13 protein-coding genes and 2 tRNA genes are annotated in these 16,662 nt (G+C 56.7%); 8 read left to right on the plus strand and 7 right to left on the minus strand.

The genetic code is table 11. The features are described 5' to 3' along the window. Nucleotides 1–2: 2 nt before the first annotated feature. Nucleotides 3–653 carry a two-component system response regulator NarL gene (gene narL / locus M2433_RS00965; protein ID WP_008499531.1) on the minus strand — a complete coding sequence of 217 codons (651 nt, stop codon included), beginning with the start codon at nt 651–653 and terminating at the stop codon, nt 3–5. Further along, the gene (gene narX, locus M2433_RS00970; protein WP_429052278.1) at nt 646–2,442 is read right to left on the minus strand and encodes a nitrate/nitrite two-component system sensor histidine kinase NarX; all 1,797 of its coding nucleotides are present in this window, start codon (nt 2,440–2,442) and stop codon (nt 646–648) included. Before narX ends, narL begins: the two co-directional genes overlap by 8 nt. Nucleotides 2,443–2,751: 309 nt before the next feature. Between narX and M2433_RS00975 the strand changes: the two genes are divergently transcribed. From M2433_RS00975 to narI, 5 genes are all read left to right on the plus strand, one after another. Then, nucleotides 2,752–4,149 carry a NarK family nitrate/nitrite MFS transporter gene (locus M2433_RS00975; RefSeq protein WP_429052280.1) on the plus strand — a complete coding sequence of 466 codons (1,398 nt, stop codon included), beginning with the start codon at nt 2,752–2,754 and terminating at the stop codon, nt 4,147–4,149. A 378-nt stretch (nt 4,150–4,527) separates the two neighbouring features. Continuing rightward, a complete protein-coding gene (locus M2433_RS00980) occupies nt 4,528–8,271 on the plus strand; it encodes a nitrate reductase subunit alpha (protein ID WP_429052282.1) in 3,744 nt (1,247 codons plus the stop codon). Continuing rightward, a complete protein-coding gene (narH, locus tag M2433_RS00985; protein WP_429052283.1) occupies nt 8,268–9,803 on the plus strand; it encodes a nitrate reductase subunit beta in 1,536 nt (511 codons plus the stop codon). The genes M2433_RS00980 and narH overlap by 4 nt, the downstream gene beginning before the upstream one ends. Then, nucleotides 9,800–10,510, plus strand: coding sequence for a nitrate reductase molybdenum cofactor assembly chaperone (gene narJ, locus M2433_RS00990; RefSeq protein WP_047348231.1), 711 nt, complete (start codon nt 9,800–9,802; stop codon nt 10,508–10,510). The genes narH and narJ overlap by 4 nt, the downstream gene beginning before the upstream one ends. Continuing rightward, a complete protein-coding gene (narI, locus tag M2433_RS00995; protein WP_429052284.1) occupies nt 10,510–11,187 on the plus strand; it encodes a respiratory nitrate reductase subunit gamma in 678 nt (225 codons plus the stop codon). Before narJ ends, narI begins: the two co-directional genes overlap by 1 nt. Here narI and M2433_RS01000 read toward each other — a convergent pair. Next, entirely contained in the window at nt 11,184–12,080 is an 897-nt protein-coding gene (locus M2433_RS01000; RefSeq protein ID WP_429053092.1) for a DMT family transporter, read from the minus strand. The genes narI and M2433_RS01000 overlap by 4 nt on opposite strands. Nucleotides 12,081–12,187: 107 nt before the next feature. Here M2433_RS01000 and M2433_RS01005 point away from each other — a divergent pair, with 107 nt between their 5' ends. Further along, nucleotides 12,188–12,631 (plus strand): Lrp/AsnC family transcriptional regulator, encoded by a 444-nt coding sequence (locus M2433_RS01005; RefSeq protein WP_063429616.1) that lies wholly within the window; start codon nt 12,188–12,190, stop codon nt 12,629–12,631. Between the two features lie 109 nt (nt 12,632–12,740). Here M2433_RS01005 and M2433_RS01010 read toward each other — a convergent pair. From M2433_RS01010 to M2433_RS01025, 4 genes are all read right to left on the minus strand, one after another. Continuing rightward, a tRNA-Tyr gene (locus tag M2433_RS01010) sits at nt 12,741–12,825 on the minus strand. 35 nt (nt 12,826–12,860) lie between these two features. Then, nucleotides 12,861–12,945 (minus strand) — tRNA-Tyr (locus M2433_RS01015). 156 nt (nt 12,946–13,101) lie between these two features. After that, the gene (gene purU, locus M2433_RS01020) at nt 13,102–13,944 is read right to left on the minus strand and encodes a formyltetrahydrofolate deformylase (protein ID WP_059311611.1); all 843 of its coding nucleotides are present in this window, start codon (nt 13,942–13,944) and stop codon (nt 13,102–13,104) included. Nucleotides 13,945–13,990: 46 nt separating this feature from the next. Then, on the minus strand, nt 13,991–14,449 hold the full coding sequence (locus M2433_RS01025) for a YchJ family protein (protein ID WP_429052287.1): 459 nt from the start codon (nt 14,447–14,449) through the stop codon (nt 13,991–13,993). A 115-nt stretch (nt 14,450–14,564) separates the two neighbouring features. Between M2433_RS01025 and rssA the strand changes: the two genes are divergently transcribed. Both rssA and rssB read left to right on the plus strand, forming a co-directional pair. Next, complete coding sequence (gene rssA, locus M2433_RS01030; protein WP_429052289.1) at nt 14,565–15,467, plus strand: patatin-like phospholipase RssA; 903 nt, start codon at nt 14,565–14,567, stop codon at nt 15,465–15,467. Nucleotides 15,468–15,557: 90 nt separating this feature from the next. Then, complete coding sequence (gene rssB / locus M2433_RS01035; protein WP_047348238.1) at nt 15,558–16,571, plus strand: two-component system response regulator RssB; 1,014 nt, start codon at nt 15,558–15,560, stop codon at nt 16,569–16,571. Nucleotides 16,572–16,662: the final 91 nt, after the last annotated feature.

The raw sequence follows: 16,662 nt of genomic DNA on the forward strand, positions 1-16,662 counted from the left end.
CCCTAGAAAATGCGTTCCTGATGGACCCACACGGCGGCCTCAACGCGGGATTTTAATTTCATTTTCTTCAGCATATGTTTTACATGCACTTTGACCGTGCTTTCGGTGATATCCAGGCGGCGGGCGATCATTTTGTTCGGCAGGCCCTGGGCAATGAGCTTGAGAATGTCGCGCTCGCGCGGCGTTAGCTGGCTGACGTCACGGTCGGAGGTGGCGCGGTTTGCCCGCAGGCTGGCGGCCAGGACCGGCGTTAAGGCCTCGCTGAGCACCATCTCGCCCGCCGCAGCCTGCTGCAGCGCCTTAAGCAGATCTTCCGGCTCCATATCCTTCAGCAGATATCCATCCGCCCCGCGCTTCAGCGCCGTGACTACATCCTCTTCATGGTTCGACACGCTAAAGACGACGATGCGGCCGGAAAGCGATTTCTCCCGCAGCTTGTCGAGGGTTTCCAGACCGTTCATGCCCGGCATATTCAGATCGAGCAGGATCAGATCGGGATCGAGGGATTCGGCAAGCTCAATGCCCTGTTCGCCGTTGCTGGCTTCGCCCACCACGGTGATATCGGGCGCCATGCTGACCAGCTGTTTTACGCCAGTACGCAGCATCGGATGGTCGTCGATCAACAGGATGGATGCCGGTTCCTGATTAGTCATGGGTTTCTCCTTGAGCAGTTATGAGCGGTTTCTCGGGAATAAAGGTGACGACAACTTCCGTGCCACCCGTCTCTCTCCGGCGAACCTGGCAATCACCGCGCAGGCTTTGGGCGCGGTCTCGCATAATAATTAAACCGTAGTGGTTCGTTCGTTCGGCATTTTCCGGCACGCCGCGGCCGTTGTCGTGAACCGTCAGCTTCACCTGATTGTTGTGCTGGCTGACGGTGACCGTTACCGCCGTCGCGTCGGCATGCTTGAGCACGTTGCTCAGCGCTTCACGGGCGATCTGAAGTAAATGTATGGCCTGATGGGAGGGGACAAACCGCGGCGGCAGCTGGTAGTCCAGCTTCACCGGGAACCCCAGCCGGGCACTAAATTCGTGACAGCTGGACTCCAGCGCCGGGCGCAGGCCCGGCTCGGTCAGCTGGAGACGGAAGGTGGTCAGCAGCTCGCGAAGCTGTATCCAGGAGGTGTTCAGCTCGTTGCGGATCTGGCTGAGCAGCTGCTTATTGCTTTCCGGCATCTCCGCATCCTGCATCTGCAGGCAGCTCACCTGCATTTTCATACAGGAGAGCGACTGGGCGATAGAGTCGTGGAGCTCGCGGGCGATGGTCGCGCGCTCTTCCATGACGATCAGCTGCTGCTGCTTTTCCTGATGCCTGTCGAGCGCCAGCGTGGCCGTTAGCTGTTCGACCAGCGTATCGACCAGCTGCTGCTGGTCGTGGCTCAGGTGACGCCCCGCCGGCAGGGTTGCCAGCAGAATACCGTACTGGGTGTGGCTGTCCGTCAGCCGCCACTTCAGGGTGGTGCCGCTGGAGGTGAGCGGCGGCAGGCCGCGAGGGCAAAGATGGCAGCCTTTGTCATCGCAGGACATATCGGACTGACAGGTAAACTCCTGATGGTTATCTTCGTCTTCAACATCGTAGACCCGCAGCTCCAGGTCGTGAAGCAGGGTCAGATTTTGCAGGCCGTTCAGCACCGGCGAGAGGCGTTCGCACAGCGGCACCTGCATGTGCAGACGACGGTTGGCCTGCCACAGGAAGGAGAGGATCTCGTTTTTCTGCTCAAGCCCCGCCGTTTTTTCCTGAACGCGCTGCTCCAGCACCGCGTAGCTCTCGGAGAGCTCAGCCGACATGGTATTCAGCGCCTGGCCGAGCATGGCCATCTCGTTGCGCCCGCTGATGTGCGTGCGCTGCGTAAAATCGCGTGCGGTGACCGCGCGGGCCATCGCCAGCAGCTGTTTCCAGGGATTCAGGAGCCGCGCGCGGAGCCAGACGATGGTGAAGATCAGCAGCAGACCCATAAACAGCGCCATCGCGCGGTGTACCATCACCACCCTGTCGATGCGCAGTTCGGTTGTTTGGTCGAAAGCGGAGACCAGCGCATCAATGCGTGAGACGAACCCCGCCACGTCCTGCGCAACGACCGCGGTACTGCGCGCCTGTTTCAGGCCCGGCTGCAGCTGGGTGTGCCAGTATCCCTGAAGGGCTTTGAGCTGGGATTGTTGACCGGCACGAATGGCGGCATTTTCCAGCTCGGGGCTGAACGCCGTGCGCTCCATTTCATCGAGCAGGGGCCTGTCGTCCTGCGTCAGGGGAACCGACGCCAGCAGACGATAACTCTGCATGCGTAGCGAGCCTGCCTCATTAATGGCATGCGCATTACCCTGTACCCCCTGAACCAGCCAGCCGGAGATCGCCATGCCGGTCACGCCGATGGCGGTGGACAGCAAAACGATCAGAGCGACCTGATTCACGAGCGTCAGCGGTGATAAACATCTTTTTAACATAGCGTGGGCGTGCTCCTGACGTGGCCTGCTTGCAGGAATGGCGCTATTCTGGTGCATACCCTGGAGTATACCCATACCAATAAAGGATTACCCCCAAATTGCCAACGGAGTAGGGGGAAGGTGGTGGGGGTAGCAAGGAAACGTCAGTACCGTGAAAAACCACGTCTTTTTTAGCGAATTAACCTACTCACTAAGGATAACACCTTTTTTTGCACCGCAAATCCTCCCACTTTTCCTTTGATTTATATCAACTTACCGCCGCCCTAAAACCCTAATGTTTGCAGCATCATTCGAGAATCAGAGGTGTCTATGAGTCACTCATCCGCTCCCGAAAGGGAAAATGGTGCCGTTATTACAGACTGGCGTCCAGAGGATCCGGCGTTCTGGCAACAGCGCGGCCATCGTGTAGCAAGCCGGAATCTTTGGATTTCCGTTCCGTGTTTGCTATTAGCGTTTTGCGTATGGATGTTGTTTAGTGCAGTGGCGGTTAACCTGCCAAAAGTTGGGTTTACGTTTACGACCGATCAGCTGTTTATGCTGACCGCGCTTCCGTCGCTGTCAGGCGCGCTGCTGCGTGTACCTTACGCGTTTATGGTGCCGGTCTTTGGCGGCCGTCGCTGGACGGCGTTCAGTACGGGCATCATGATCGTCCCGTGCGTGTGGCTCGGCTTCGCGGTGCAGGATACCTCCACGCCGTTCAGCGTGTTCGTGATTATCTCCCTGCTGTGCGGTTTTGCGGGCGCGAACTTCGCCTCCAGCATGGCGAACATCAGCTTCTTCTTCCCGAAAGCGAAGCAGGGCGGCGCGCTGGGCATTAACGGCGGTCTGGGGAATATGGGCGTCAGCGTGATGCAGCTCATTGCCCCGCTGGCGATCTCGGTCTCCATTTTTGCGGCCTTTGGCGGCGGTGGCGTCGAGCAGGCGAATGGTTCTTACCTGTACCTGCAAAACGCAGCGTGGATTTGGGTGCCGTTCCTGGTGATCTTCACCCTCGCTTCCTGGTTCTTTATGAATGACCTGTCCGCGTCGAAGGCGTCGCTGAGCGAGCAGCTGCCGGTACTGAAGCGTGGACACCTGTGGGTGATGGCGCTGCTGTATCTGGCAACCTTCGGTTCATTTATCGGCTTCTCTGCGGGCTTCGCGATGCTGTCGAAAACCCAGTTCCCGGACGTTCAGATCCTGCAGTTTGCCTTCTTCGGACCGTTTATTGGTGCCCTGGCGCGTTCGCTGGGCGGCATGGTGTCTGACCGCCTGGGCGGCACCCGCGTAACGCTGGTTAACTTCGTTCTGATGGCGGTCTTCTGTGCGCTGCTGTTCCTGACGCTGCCCGTCGACGGACAGGGCGGTAACTTCATCGCCTTCTTCGGCGTGTTTATGGTGCTGTTCCTGACGGCCGGGCTGGGAAGTGCGTCTACCTTCCAGATGATCTCCGTGATCTTCCGCAAGCTGACCATGGACCGCGTGAAAGCGCAGGGTGGAAGCGAAGAGCAGGCAATGCGTGAAGCGGCGACCGATACGGCGGCAGCGCTGGGCTTTATCTCTGCCATTGGTGCGATTGGCGGCTTCTTTATCCCGAAAGCGTTCGGTATCTCTCTGGACCTGACCGGCTCTCCGGCGGGTGCAATGAAAGTTTTCCTCGTCTTCTATATCGCCTGCGTCGTGATCACGTGGCTGGTATATGGCCGGAATAACAAGAAAAATAAGTAAGTATGATTATCCGTTTACGCGGCCTTCGGGCCGCGTTTTTTTGGGTAACAATAGTTACAACATACTGACAGGCCTGCAGCGGAAGCCTGCGGGTAACACCGTGATGGCCATCGCTTTTCAGGGCGCTCTACCCCTTAATACCTAAGATGTTAAATTTTACCCTGCCTTTTGTACGATAAAATAAAAATATCTATATATTTCATTATGATAATTAATTTATGAAGATACCGCTTTGGTGGTATTTGGTATAACCCCTCGCCAGAAAGTCCCTCGTCGTCTTGATCGTTATCAATTCTCCCTCCCTTTCAGGGCGTTACCTTCGCTGCAAATCAGCAATGTCGATTTAGAGAGCCACAGGCTCCACACAGGAGATACCCGATGAGCAAATTTTTGGACCGGTTTCGCTACTTCAAACAGAAGGGTGAAACTTTTGCCGATGGGCACGGCCAGGTTCTGGATACCAACCGGGACTGGGAAGACGGTTACCGCCAGCGCTGGCAACATGACAAAGTCGTCCGTTCAACCCACGGCGTGAACTGCACTGGCTCATGTAGCTGGAAGATTTTCGTTAAAAACGGTCTGGTGACCTGGGAAATGCAGCAGACCGACTATCCCCGCACCCGCCCGGATATGCCAAACCACGAACCGCGCGGCTGCCCGCGCGGCGCCAGCTACTCCTGGTATCTCTACAGCGCTAACCGCCTCAAATACCCTCTGATGCGCAAGCGCCTGATGAAAATGTGGCGTGAAGCGAAGGTTCAGCACAGCGATCCGGTTGATGCCTGGGCGTCTATTATCGAAGACGCGGACAAAGCGAAAAGCTTTAAGCAGGCCCGCGGCCGCGGTGGCTTTGTGCGTTCTTCCTGGAAAGAGGTGAACGAGCTGATTGCCGCCTCTAACGTCTACACCGTCAAAACCTACGGTCCTGACCGCGTGGCGGGCTTCTCGCCCATCCCGGCGATGTCGATGGTCTCTTACGCTTCCGGCGCGCGCTACCTGTCGCTTATCGGCGGTACCTGCCTGAGCTTCTACGACTGGTACTGCGACCTGCCGCCGGCATCTCCGCAGACCTGGGGTGAGCAGACCGACGTGCCTGAATCCGCTGACTGGTACAACTCCAGCTACATCATCGCCTGGGGCTCAAACGTGCCTCAGACCCGAACGCCGGACGCGCACTTCTTTACCGAAGTCCGTTATAAAGGCACCAAAACCGTGGCGGTCACCCCGGACTACGCCGAAATCGCCAAGCTGTGCGATCTGTGGCTGGCACCGAAACAGGGTACCGATGCCGCGATGGCGATGGCGATGGGCCACGTCATGCTGCGTGAATTCCACCTTGATAAGCCTAGCCAGTACTTCACCGACTACGTCCGCCGCTACACTGACATGCCGATGCTGGTGATGCTCGAAGAGCGTGACGGTTACTATGCCGCTGGCCGCACGCTGCGCGCTGCCGATCTGGTGGATGCCCTGGGTCAGGAAAATAATCCTGAGTGGAAAACCGTCGCGTATAACAGCAACGGCGAGCTGGTGGCGCCAAACGGCTCTATCGGTTTCCGCTGGGGCGAGAAGGGTAAGTGGAACCTTGAGCAGCGTAACGGCACGACCGGCGAAGAGACAGAACTGCGCCTGAGCATGCTGGGTAGCCAGGACGACATCGCCGAGGTGGGCTTCCCGTACTTTGGCGGCGAAGGTTCCGAGCACTTCAACAAGGTTGAGCTGCAGAACGTCCTGATGCATAAGCTGCCGGTCAAACGCCTGCAGCTGGCCGACGGCTCTACCGCGCTGGTTACCACCGTCTACGATCTGACCATGGCGAACTATGGCCTGGAACGCGGTCTGGGCGATGAAAACTGCGCAACCAGCTATGATGACGTGAAGGCCTACACTCCGGCCTGGGCGGAACAGATCACCGGCGTTCCTCGCGGGCATATTACCCGTATCGCACGTGAATTCGCTGAAAACGCCGACAAGACCCACGGCCGTTCGATGATCATCGTCGGTGCGGGTCTGAACCACTGGTATCACCTCGATATGAACTACCGTGGTCTGATCAACATGCTGATCTTCTGCGGCTGCGTTGGTCAGAGCGGTGGCGGCTGGGCGCACTACGTGGGCCAGGAAAAACTGCGTCCGCAGACCGGCTGGCAGCCGCTGGCGTTTGCCCTCGACTGGCAGCGCCCTGCGCGCCACATGAACAGCACCTCCTACTTCTATAACCACTCCAGCCAGTGGCGCTACGAAACGGTTACCGCGCAGGAGCTGCTGTCGCCGATGGCGGATAAATCCCGCTACAGCGGCCACCTGATTGACTTCAACGTGCGCGCAGAGCGCATGGGCTGGCTGCCGTCTGCGCCTCAGCTGGGTACCAACCCGCTGCGCATCGCGGAAGAGGCGAAGAAGGCGGGCATGTCCCCGGTGGATTACACCGTTAAATCCCTCAAGGACGGCTCAATCCGTTTCGCGGCTGAACAGCCGGAAAACGGTAAAAACCATCCGCGTAACCTGTTTATCTGGCGCTCCAACCTGCTGGGCTCGTCCGGTAAAGGCCACGAGTACATGCTGAAATACCTGCTCGGTACCGAAAACGGTATCCAGGGTAAGGATCTCGGCAAGCAGGGCGGCGTGAAGCCGGAAGAGGTGGAGTGGAAAGACAACGGCCTCGACGGCAAGCTTGATCTGGTGGTGACGCTCGACTTCCGTCTGTCCAGCACCTGCCTGTACTCCGACATTGTGCTGCCAACCGCGACCTGGTACGAAAAAGACGACATGAATACCTCGGATATGCATCCGTTTATTCATCCGCTGTCTGCGGCCGTTGACCCGGCGTGGGAATCGAAAAGCGACTGGGATATCTATAAGGACATCGCGAAGAAATTCTCTGAAGTCTGCGTGGGACACCTCGGCAAAGAGACCGACGTGGTCACGCTGCCAATCCAGCACGACTCCGCTGCCGAACTGGCGCAGCCGCTGGACGTGAAGGACTGGAAAAAAGGCGAATGTGACCTGATCCCGGGCGTGACCGCGCCGCACATTATTCCGGTTGAACGTGACTACCCGGCAACGTACGAACGCTTTACCTCTATCGGCCCGCTGATGGAGAAAATCGGTAACGGCGGGAAAGGGATTGCCTGGAACACCCAGAGCGAAATGGATCTGCTGCGCAAGCTTAACTACACCAAAGCGGATGGCCCGGCGAAAGGTCAGCCAATGCTGAACACGGCGATTGATGCGGCAGAGATGATCCTGACCCTGGCACCGGAAACCAACGGCCACGTCGCGGCGAAAGCCTGGGCGGCGCTGAGCGAGTTTACCGGCCGCGACCATACGCACCTGGCGACGAATAAAGAGGAAGAGAAAATCCGCTTCCGCGATATTCAGGCGCAGCCGCGCAAGATTATCTCCAGCCCGACCTGGTCTGGCCTGGAAGATGAACATGTGTCTTATAACGCCGGCTACACCAACGTTCACGAGCTGATCCCATGGCGCACCCTGTCCGGTCGTCAGTCGCTGTATCAGGATCACCAGTGGATGCGCGACTTCGGGGAAAGCCTGCTGGTGTACCGTCCGCCAATTGACACCCGCTCCGTGAAGGCCGTGATGGGGGCGAAATCGAACGGTAACCCTGAGAAGGCGCTCAACTTCCTGACGCCGCACCAGAAGTGGGGTATCCACTCCACCTACAGCGACAACCTGCTGATGCTGACCCTGTCGCGCGGAGGTCCGATTGTCTGGATGAGCGAGGCGGACGCCAAAGAGCTGGGTATTGAAGATAACGACTGGATCGAAGTGTTCAACAGCAACGGTGCCCTGACGGCGCGTGCGGTGGTAAGCCAGCGCGTACCGGCCGGGATGACCATGATGTATCACGCGCAGGAGCGTATCGTTAACCTGCCGGGTTCAGAGATCACAGAGCAGCGCGGCGGGATCCACAACTCCGTGACCCGTATTACGCCGAAGCCGACCCATATGATCGGTGGCTATGCGCAGCTGGCCTACGGCTTTAACTACTACGGCACCGTAGGATCGAACCGCGATGAGTTCGTGGTGGTACGTAAGATGAAGAATATTAACTGGTTAGACGGTGAAGGTAATGACCAGGTACAGGAGAGCGTAAAATGAAAATTCGTTCACAAGTCGGCATGGTGCTGAATCTGGATAAATGCATCGGCTGTCATACCTGCTCGGTCACCTGTAAAAACGTCTGGACCAGCCGTGAAGGTATGGAGTACGCCTGGTTCAACAACGTGGAAAGCAAGCCGGGGACCGGCTTCCCGACCGACTGGGAAAACCAGGAGAAGTGGAAGGGCGGCTGGATCCGTAAAATCAACGGCAAGCTGCAGCCGCGCATGGGTAACCGTGCGATGCTGCTGGGTAAAATCTTCGCTAACCCGCATCTGCCGGGCATCGACGATTACTACGAGCCGTTTGACTACGACTACCAGAACCTGCACAACGCGCCGGAAAGCAAACACCAGCCGATCGCCCGTCCGCGCTCGCTGATCACCGGTCAGCGCATGGACAAAATTACCAGCGGTCCAAACTGGGAAGAGATTCTGGGCGGCGAGTTCGAAAAACGCGCCAAAGACCAGAACTTCGAGAACATGCAGAAGGCGATGTACGGCCAGTTCGAAAACACCTTCATGATGTATCTGCCGCGCCTGTGCGAGCACTGCCTCAACCCGGCATGCGTGGCGACCTGCCCGAGCGGCGCCATCTACAAGCGTGAAGAAGACGGCATCGTCCTGATTGACCAGGACAAGTGCCGCGGCTGGCGTATGTGCATCACCGGTTGCCCGTACAAAAAAATCTACTTCAACTGGAAGAGCGGCAAGTCTGAGAAGTGCATCTTCTGCTACCCGCGTATTGAAGCCGGTATGCCGACCGTCTGCTCCGAGAGCTGCGTAGGCCGTATCCGCTACCTCGGCGTGCTGCTGTACGACGCGGACGCGATTGAAAATGCCGCGAGCACCGAGCACGAGAAAGATCTGTATCAGCGTCAGCTGGACGTGTTCCTCGATCCGAACGATCCGAAAGTGATTGAGCAGGCGCTGAAGGACGGCATTCCGCAGATCGTCATTGACGCCGCGCAGCAGTCTCCGGTGTACAAAATGGCGATGGACTGGAAGCTGGCCCTGCCGCTGCACCCTGAATACCGCACGCTGCCGATGGTCTGGTACGTGCCGCCTCTGTCACCGATTCAGTCAGCCGCGGATGCGGGCGAGCTGGGCAGCAACGGCATTCTGCCGGACGTGGAAAGCCTGCGTATTCCGGTTCAGTACCTGGCAAACCTGCTGACAGCAGGCGATACCCAGCCGGTACTGCTGGCGCTGAAGCGTATGCTGGCGATGCGCCACTTCAAGCGTGCCGAAACCGTGGACGGCGTGACCGATACCCGCGCGCTGGAAGAGGTCGGTCTGACCGAAGCGCAGGCGCAGGAGATGTACCGCTACCTGGCGATTGCTAACTACGAAGACCGCTTCGTGGTGCCGAGCAGCCACCGTGAGCTGGCCCGCGAAGCCTTCCCGGAGAAAAACGGCTGTGGCTTTACCTTTGGCGACGGCTGCCACGGGTCAGACAGCAAATTCAACCTGTTCAACAGCCGCCGCATCGACGCTATGGATGTGACCAGTAAAACGGAGCCGCACGCATGATTGAACTCGTCATTGTTTCGCGTCTGCTCGAGTACCCGGATGCTGCGCTTGCGCAGCATCAGCAGGAGCTCTTTGATGCACTTGCGGCATCTGAAAACCTGGATAAAGAGGATGCCCAGCGGCTTGGCGTTTTCCTCCGCGACCTGCTAGCGCGCGATCTTCTCGACGCGCAGGCGGACTACAGCCAGCTGTTTGACCGCGGTCGTGCAACCTCGTTGCTGCTGTTTGAACACGTTCACGGTGAGTCTCGCGACCGCGGTCAGGCGATGGTTGACCTGATGGCGCAGTACGAGCAGCACGGCCTGCAGCTTGACAGCCGCGAGCTGCCGGACCATCTGCCGCTCTATCTGGAATATCTGGCGCAGCTGCCGAAAGAGGAGGCGCTGGGTGGTCTGCAGGACATCGCGCCGATCCTGGCGCTGCTCGGCGCGCGTCTTCAGCAGCGCGAGAGCCGCTACGCGGTGCTGTTCGATCTGCTGGTGAAGCTGGCCAACGCGTCGGTCGACAGTGAAAAAGTCGCGGAGAAAATCGCCGATGAGGCCCGCGACGATACTCCGCAAGCGCTGGATGCCGTCTGGGAAGAAGAGCAGGTGAAATTCTTTGCTGACCAGAACTGCGGCGAGTCTGAAATCTCTGCTCACCAGCGTCGTTTTGCCGGAGCCGTTGCCCCGCAATATTTGAATATCTCTAACGGAGGACAGCAATAATGCACTTCCTGAATATGTTCTTCTTTGAAATCTACCCGTATATCGCGGGCACCGTGTTCCTGGTGGGAAGCTGGCTGCGTTATGACTACGGCCAGTATACCTGGCGCGCTGCCTCCAGCCAGATGCTGGATCGTAAAGGGATGCACGTGGGCTCTAACCTGTTCCACATCGGTATTCTGGGGATTTTTGCCGGCCACTTCCTCGGGATGCTGACGCCGCACTGGATGTACGAAGCGTGGCTGCCGATTGAGGTGAAGCAGAAGATGGCGATGATCGCCGGCGGCGCCTGCGGCGTGATGACCCTGGTTGGGGGGCTACTGCTGCTGAAACGTCGTCTGTTCAGCCCGCGGGTGCGCGCAACCACGACCGGGGCGGACATCCTGATCCTCTCCCTGCTGATGGTGCAGTGCGCGCTGGGCCTGCTGACCATTCCATTCTCGGCGCAACATATGGACGGCAGCGAAATGATGAAGCTGGTCGGCTGGGCGCAGTCCGTGGTGACCTTCCACGGCGGAGCATCTTCGCACCTGGACGGCGTGGCGTTTATCTTCCGCGTTCACCTGGTGCTGGGGATGACGCTGTTCGTGCTGTTCCCGTTCTCTCGTCTGGTGCATATCTGGAGCGCGCCGGTGGAGTACCTGACGCGCAAATACCAGATTGTACGCGCCCGTCGCTAATTTGCCGTTTTGATACCAACCCCGCACTCGCGGGGTTTTTTTTCGCCCCAGCCCAGGTTGTTGCCCGCTGCAGCAAACAGGATCAGCGCGCCGCCCGCCAGCTGCGTCAGGTTCAGCGAGTGTCCAAATACCAGATTATCGACAATAATCGCCACCACCGGATAGATAAACGACAGCGAGCCGGTAATGGGCGTAGGCAGCTTTTGAATGGCGCTATAGAGCAGCTGATACATAATGCCGGTATGGACGATGCCCAGCGTCAGCAAAATTGGCCAGGGAAAATCGCCAGAAAATGAGGGCATGCCGGCAAACGGCAGAAGCATCACTACGCCGGTCAGCACCTGAATAAAGGCAATATGCTGCGGCGCAATCGATCTGAGTTTGCGGGCGATGATGGCCGTTACCGCATAGAAGAAGGCCGCGGCCAATGCCAGACCGATTCCGGCGAGCCAGTCAGCGCCGTGTGCTCCGGTTAACTCGCTGGAGAGCAAAATAACCACGCCGCCAAAGGCGAGGAACAGCCAGCCCCACTTTACCAGGCTGACGCGCTCGCCTAAAAACATCCCCATCAGTACCAGCATAAACGGCTGGGTGTTATACACCACGGTCGAAAGACCAATCGAGATCCGTTCATAGGCAGCGAAGAGCAGCAGCCAGTTCACCACTAATGCCACACCGCCAAGAATAGCCAGCAGCAGCGTCTTTCGGGTGAGGGGGCTAAAAGGCTTTGGGCTTATCCGGATAAAAACAAAAAGCGCCATTGCCCCGATAAGGCAGCGCCAGAACACCACTTCCGTCACCGGCAGACCGGAAAGTAATACAAATGCGCCAATAGAGCCGGAAATTAACATCGCCAGGCCCATCTGCCAGACGCCTTTATGGAAATCACGCATCATCCACCTCCTGATTAATGACGCTATTGTCGAAAATTGCTGACGGGTTTTACAGGGGTGATATAAGGTTGAATACGTTAATGGCTTTTTAAAATTAGGTGAAAACGATGGAATACCTTCTCGATGATATCGACCGACAAATTTTGGCCTGTCTGGTCGAGGATGCGCGCATGTCCCTGAAGGTGCTCAGCGGGCGTATCGGTCTGACGTCACCCAGCACGGCAGAGCGCCTGAAAAGGCTGGAAGAGCGCGGCGTGATTCAGGGGTATGGCGCACGGGTGAATCTGGCGGCGTTAGGGTACACCCTTCAGGCGCTGGTGCGCGTACGGCCGCTGCCGGGGCTGTTGCATAAGGTTGATAAGTATATTCAGGCGATGCCGGAGTGTATTGAGAGCGACAAGGTGACCGGTGAAGACTGTTTTGTTATCCGGCTGGTGGTGCGGTCAATTGAGCAACTGGATGTGCTGCTGGACGGACTGGCGGAACATGCCCAGTGCAATACGTCGATTGTGAAGAGTTCACCCGTGACGCGACGCTTGCCGCCAATGTAGCTGTCTGTTACCGGGTGACGGCTGCGCCTTACCCGGCCTACAAAGGATTCATATATCGAAAATTGTGGCGTATTGAGTTGAGGGAGAATTTACGGCGACATGGAATTGATGGTGGTGGGGGAAGGATTCGAACCTTCGAAGTCGATGACGGCAGATTTACAGTCTGCTCCCTTTGGCCGCTCGGGAACCCCACCAGGGGTAATTCAAATTTTGAGGTAATGCTGAGAGATGGTGGTGGGGGAAGGATTCGAACCTTCGAAGTCGATGACGGCAGATTTACAGTCTGCTCCCTTTGGCCGCTCGGGAACCCCACCACGGGGTAATGCTATTTACTGGCCTGCTTCCTGCTGGAAGCGGGGCGCATCATATCAAATGAGACGCCCCTGTAAAGCATTCCTTTAGCCAAATGAAGCTGTTTGCCTGCTTTTTATCCGTAAAGGTGCAAAGCTAATCAATTCATTTCTCTGGGATTACAGAATAATAGTTCTGTTGCCGTAAACGAATACCCGCTGCGCCAGCACCTGATAGAGCGCGCGGCTGAGTACGTTCTTCTCGACGTCACGTCCGGCGCGCATCATATCTTCAGCGGTGTAGGTATGATCCACATGAATCACGTCCTGCATGATGATAGGGCCTTCGTCCAGGTTGTCATTCACGTAGTGCGCGGTAGCACCGATGATCTTCACGCCGCGCTCGTATGCCTGATGGTATGGGCGAGCACCAATAAAGGCCGGCAGGAACGAGTGGTGAATGTTGATGATCTTGTTCGGGAAGCGGGCAACGAAGGATGGCGTCAGCACGCGCATATATTTCGCCAGAACAACGTAGTCCGGGTTATGCGCTTCAATAGCCTGCGCCATCAGATCGTCGTGTTCCTCACGGGTATGGCCTTCGTGGCTGACCAGCTCGAACGGAATATCAAAACGTTCCACCAGCGTGCGCAGCGTCTCGTGGTTGCCGATAACGGCAGCAATTTCGACGTCCAGACCACCGTAGTTTGCTTTCATCAGCAGGTCGCCAAGACAGTGTGCTTCTTTGGTCACCAGAATCACGACGCGGCGTCGGCCTGCGGGGGTCAGCTCGCGCACGGAACCTTCCGGCAGCGCGCTGTCCAGATCGGCAAGCAGGGTGTTGTCGTTGAAAATACCTTCCAGTTCGGTACGCATGAAGAAACGACCGGTACGGTGGTCAACGAACTCGTTGTTCTGCACGATATTCAGTTCATGTTTGTAGCAAATGTTGGTAATTCGTGCGATCAGTCCTTTTTGATCGGGACAGATGGTGCGCAGAACTTTACGTTGTAATGATTGCATCGCCGGGAAATCCTGTTTGTATTTGCGAAGTCTGGGTTGTCAGGCGTTACTGCCCGCAACACTTTTTAAATTTTTTACCTGAACCACAAGGGCAGGGATCGTTACGACCAAACTGTGGGCGCGTTCCGTCAATATAATACCATTGCCCGCTTTCCCGTAAGAACCGGGAACGTTCAATAATGGCTCCGGGCTTATTATTCTCGGTAAAGCGGGCAACAAAGCTGACATAGCCTTCATCTGCATGACTCCCGGTTGAGGATTCATAGACGGTAAGGCCAAGCCACTGCGTGTTCGCGAACCCGGCTTCGATGTCCCGTCTGAATTCGGCCGCGTGGCAGGACGGGTGCCAGGTTTTGATCAGGTAGTCTGCGTCTTTGATCACAAAAGCAGTGTACCGTGAACGCATGAGGTGTGACGGGTCTGGTGCAACCTGATCGCCAGAAAGATATCGCTGGCAACATAGGCTATACTCCAGAGCGCTACCACAAGGGCAGAGCTGAGACACGATTCTCTTCCTGGAACAAAAAAATAAGGGCGTAAAACGCTTCGGGTAGCACTATGTTAACTGAGGCGTTGCGTTGACGCTATGTCAGGAATCCAGGGGACGTAAAACAGGGCTAATGAGAAAGGTTAAAATTGGACTGGCGCTGGGCTCAGGTGCAGCCCGCGGGTGGTCACATATCGGCGTGATTAATGCTTTAAAACAGATGGGTGTTGACGTCGATATCGTTGCAGGGTGTTCAATAGGATCGCTTGTCGGCTCCGCTTACGCGTGCGGGAAGCTGCCGGACCTCGAAACTTGGGTGCGCTCCTTCAGTTACTGGGACGTGCTTCGTCTGATGGACCTCTCATGGCAACGCGGCGGGCTGTTGCGCGGCGAGCGCGTCTTTAACCAGTTCCGCCAGGTTATGCCTCTTGAAGACTTCACGGATTGTCACATGCCTTTCGGCGCCGTTGCGACGAATCTCAGCACGGGTCGCGAACTTTGGCTAACCGAAGGGGATATCCATCTTGCCGTGCGTGCCTCTTGCAGTATGCCGGGGTTAATGGCGCCTGTCCCACACAACGGTTACTGGCTGGTTGATGGTGGCGTCGTGAACCCGGTGCCCATCTCGCTCACGCGTGCAATGGGGGCTGACATCGTCATTGCCGTGGACCTGCAGCACGACGCTCACCTGATGCAACAGGACCTCATGCCGGTCAATCTCCAGAGCGAAGACGCCGAGGGCGAGAAGCTGGCCTGGCATGAGCGCCTGCGCGGAAGAATCGGGCGTATGGCCGCGCGCCGCTCGGTTACTGCCCCGACGGCGATGGAAATCATGACCACGTCAATCCAGGTCCTTGAGAATCGCCTCAAGCGCAATCGTATGGCAGGCGATCCACCAGATATTCTTATTCAACCGTACTGTCCGCAAATCTCTACCCTTGATTTCCATCGGGCTGAGGCCGCCATCGCAGCGGGCTCGCTAGCCGTCGAAAAGAAAATGGACGAATTGTTGCCTTTTGTGCGAACAGCACGCTAAGCACTTTTTTTGATTACTTCAGCAAAATCTGACAGGCGATAGTGCCGATCGCATGCCACTATTTAGTTACTGTCAGCCAGGGGAGGAAACATGACGCAACCATTGGCCGGAAAACACATTTTGATTGTAGAAGACGAGCCCGTTTTCCGATCGCTACTGGATTCGTGGTTATCCTCACTGGGGGCAATCACTTCACTGGCTGAAGATGGCATCGACGCGCTGGAAAAAATGATCAGCATTACGCCCGATTTGATGATTTGCGACATTGCGATGCCGCGTATGAACGGGCTGAAGCTGGTTGAACATCTGCGTAACGAAGGTAACCAGACGCCGATTCTGGTGATATCTGCCACTGAGAACATGGCCGATATCGCTAAAGCGCTACGTCTCGGCGTGCAGGATATTCTGCTTAAACCGGTCAAAGATCTGAACCGGTTGCGGGAAACGGTGTTAGCGTGTCTTTATCCGAATATGTTTAATTCCCGGGTAGAGGAAGAAGAGCGTCTTTTTCAGGACTGGGATGCCCTGGTAAGCGATCCGCCTGCCGCGGCGAAACTTTTGCAAGAGCTTCAGCCGCCCGTTCAGCAAACCATTTCGCATTGCCGAATAAATTATCGCCAGCTGGTGGCCGCAGACCAGCCTGGACTGGTGCTGGATATTGCACCCCTCTCTGATTCCGATCTTGCGTTTTATTCCCTGGATGTCACCCGGGCGGGGGATAATGGTGTATTAGCGGCGTTACTCCTTCGTGCGCTATTTAATGGTTTATTGCAGGAACAGTTATCGCATCAGGGGCAACGACTACCAGAGTTAGGCAGTTTACTTAAACAGGTGAACCAGCTTTTTCGTCAGGCAAACTTACCCGGACAGTTCCCGCTGCTTGTCGGTTATTACCACAGCGGTTTAAAGAATCTTATCCTCGTTTCAGCCGGCCTCAACGCTTCACTGAATACCGGTGAACATCATATTGAGGTAAGTAACGGTGTGCCGCTTGGGACATTGGGGACGGCGTATCTTAATCAAATTAGCCATCGCTGTTCCTCCTGGCAGTGCCAAATTTGGGGGGCCGGGGGACGACTACGCTTAATGTTGTCCACGGAATAAGCAGATGGATCGTAATTTTAAGATTGCTTTACCTGTGTTTTACGGGGAGTGCTACTATCGCTGCCCAGATTCATGCGTATTTATCCTAATT

Source organism: Enterobacter sp. AC1, assembly GCF_050434705.1.
GTDB lineage: Bacteria > Pseudomonadota > Gammaproteobacteria > Enterobacterales > Enterobacteriaceae > Enterobacter > Enterobacter cloacae_L.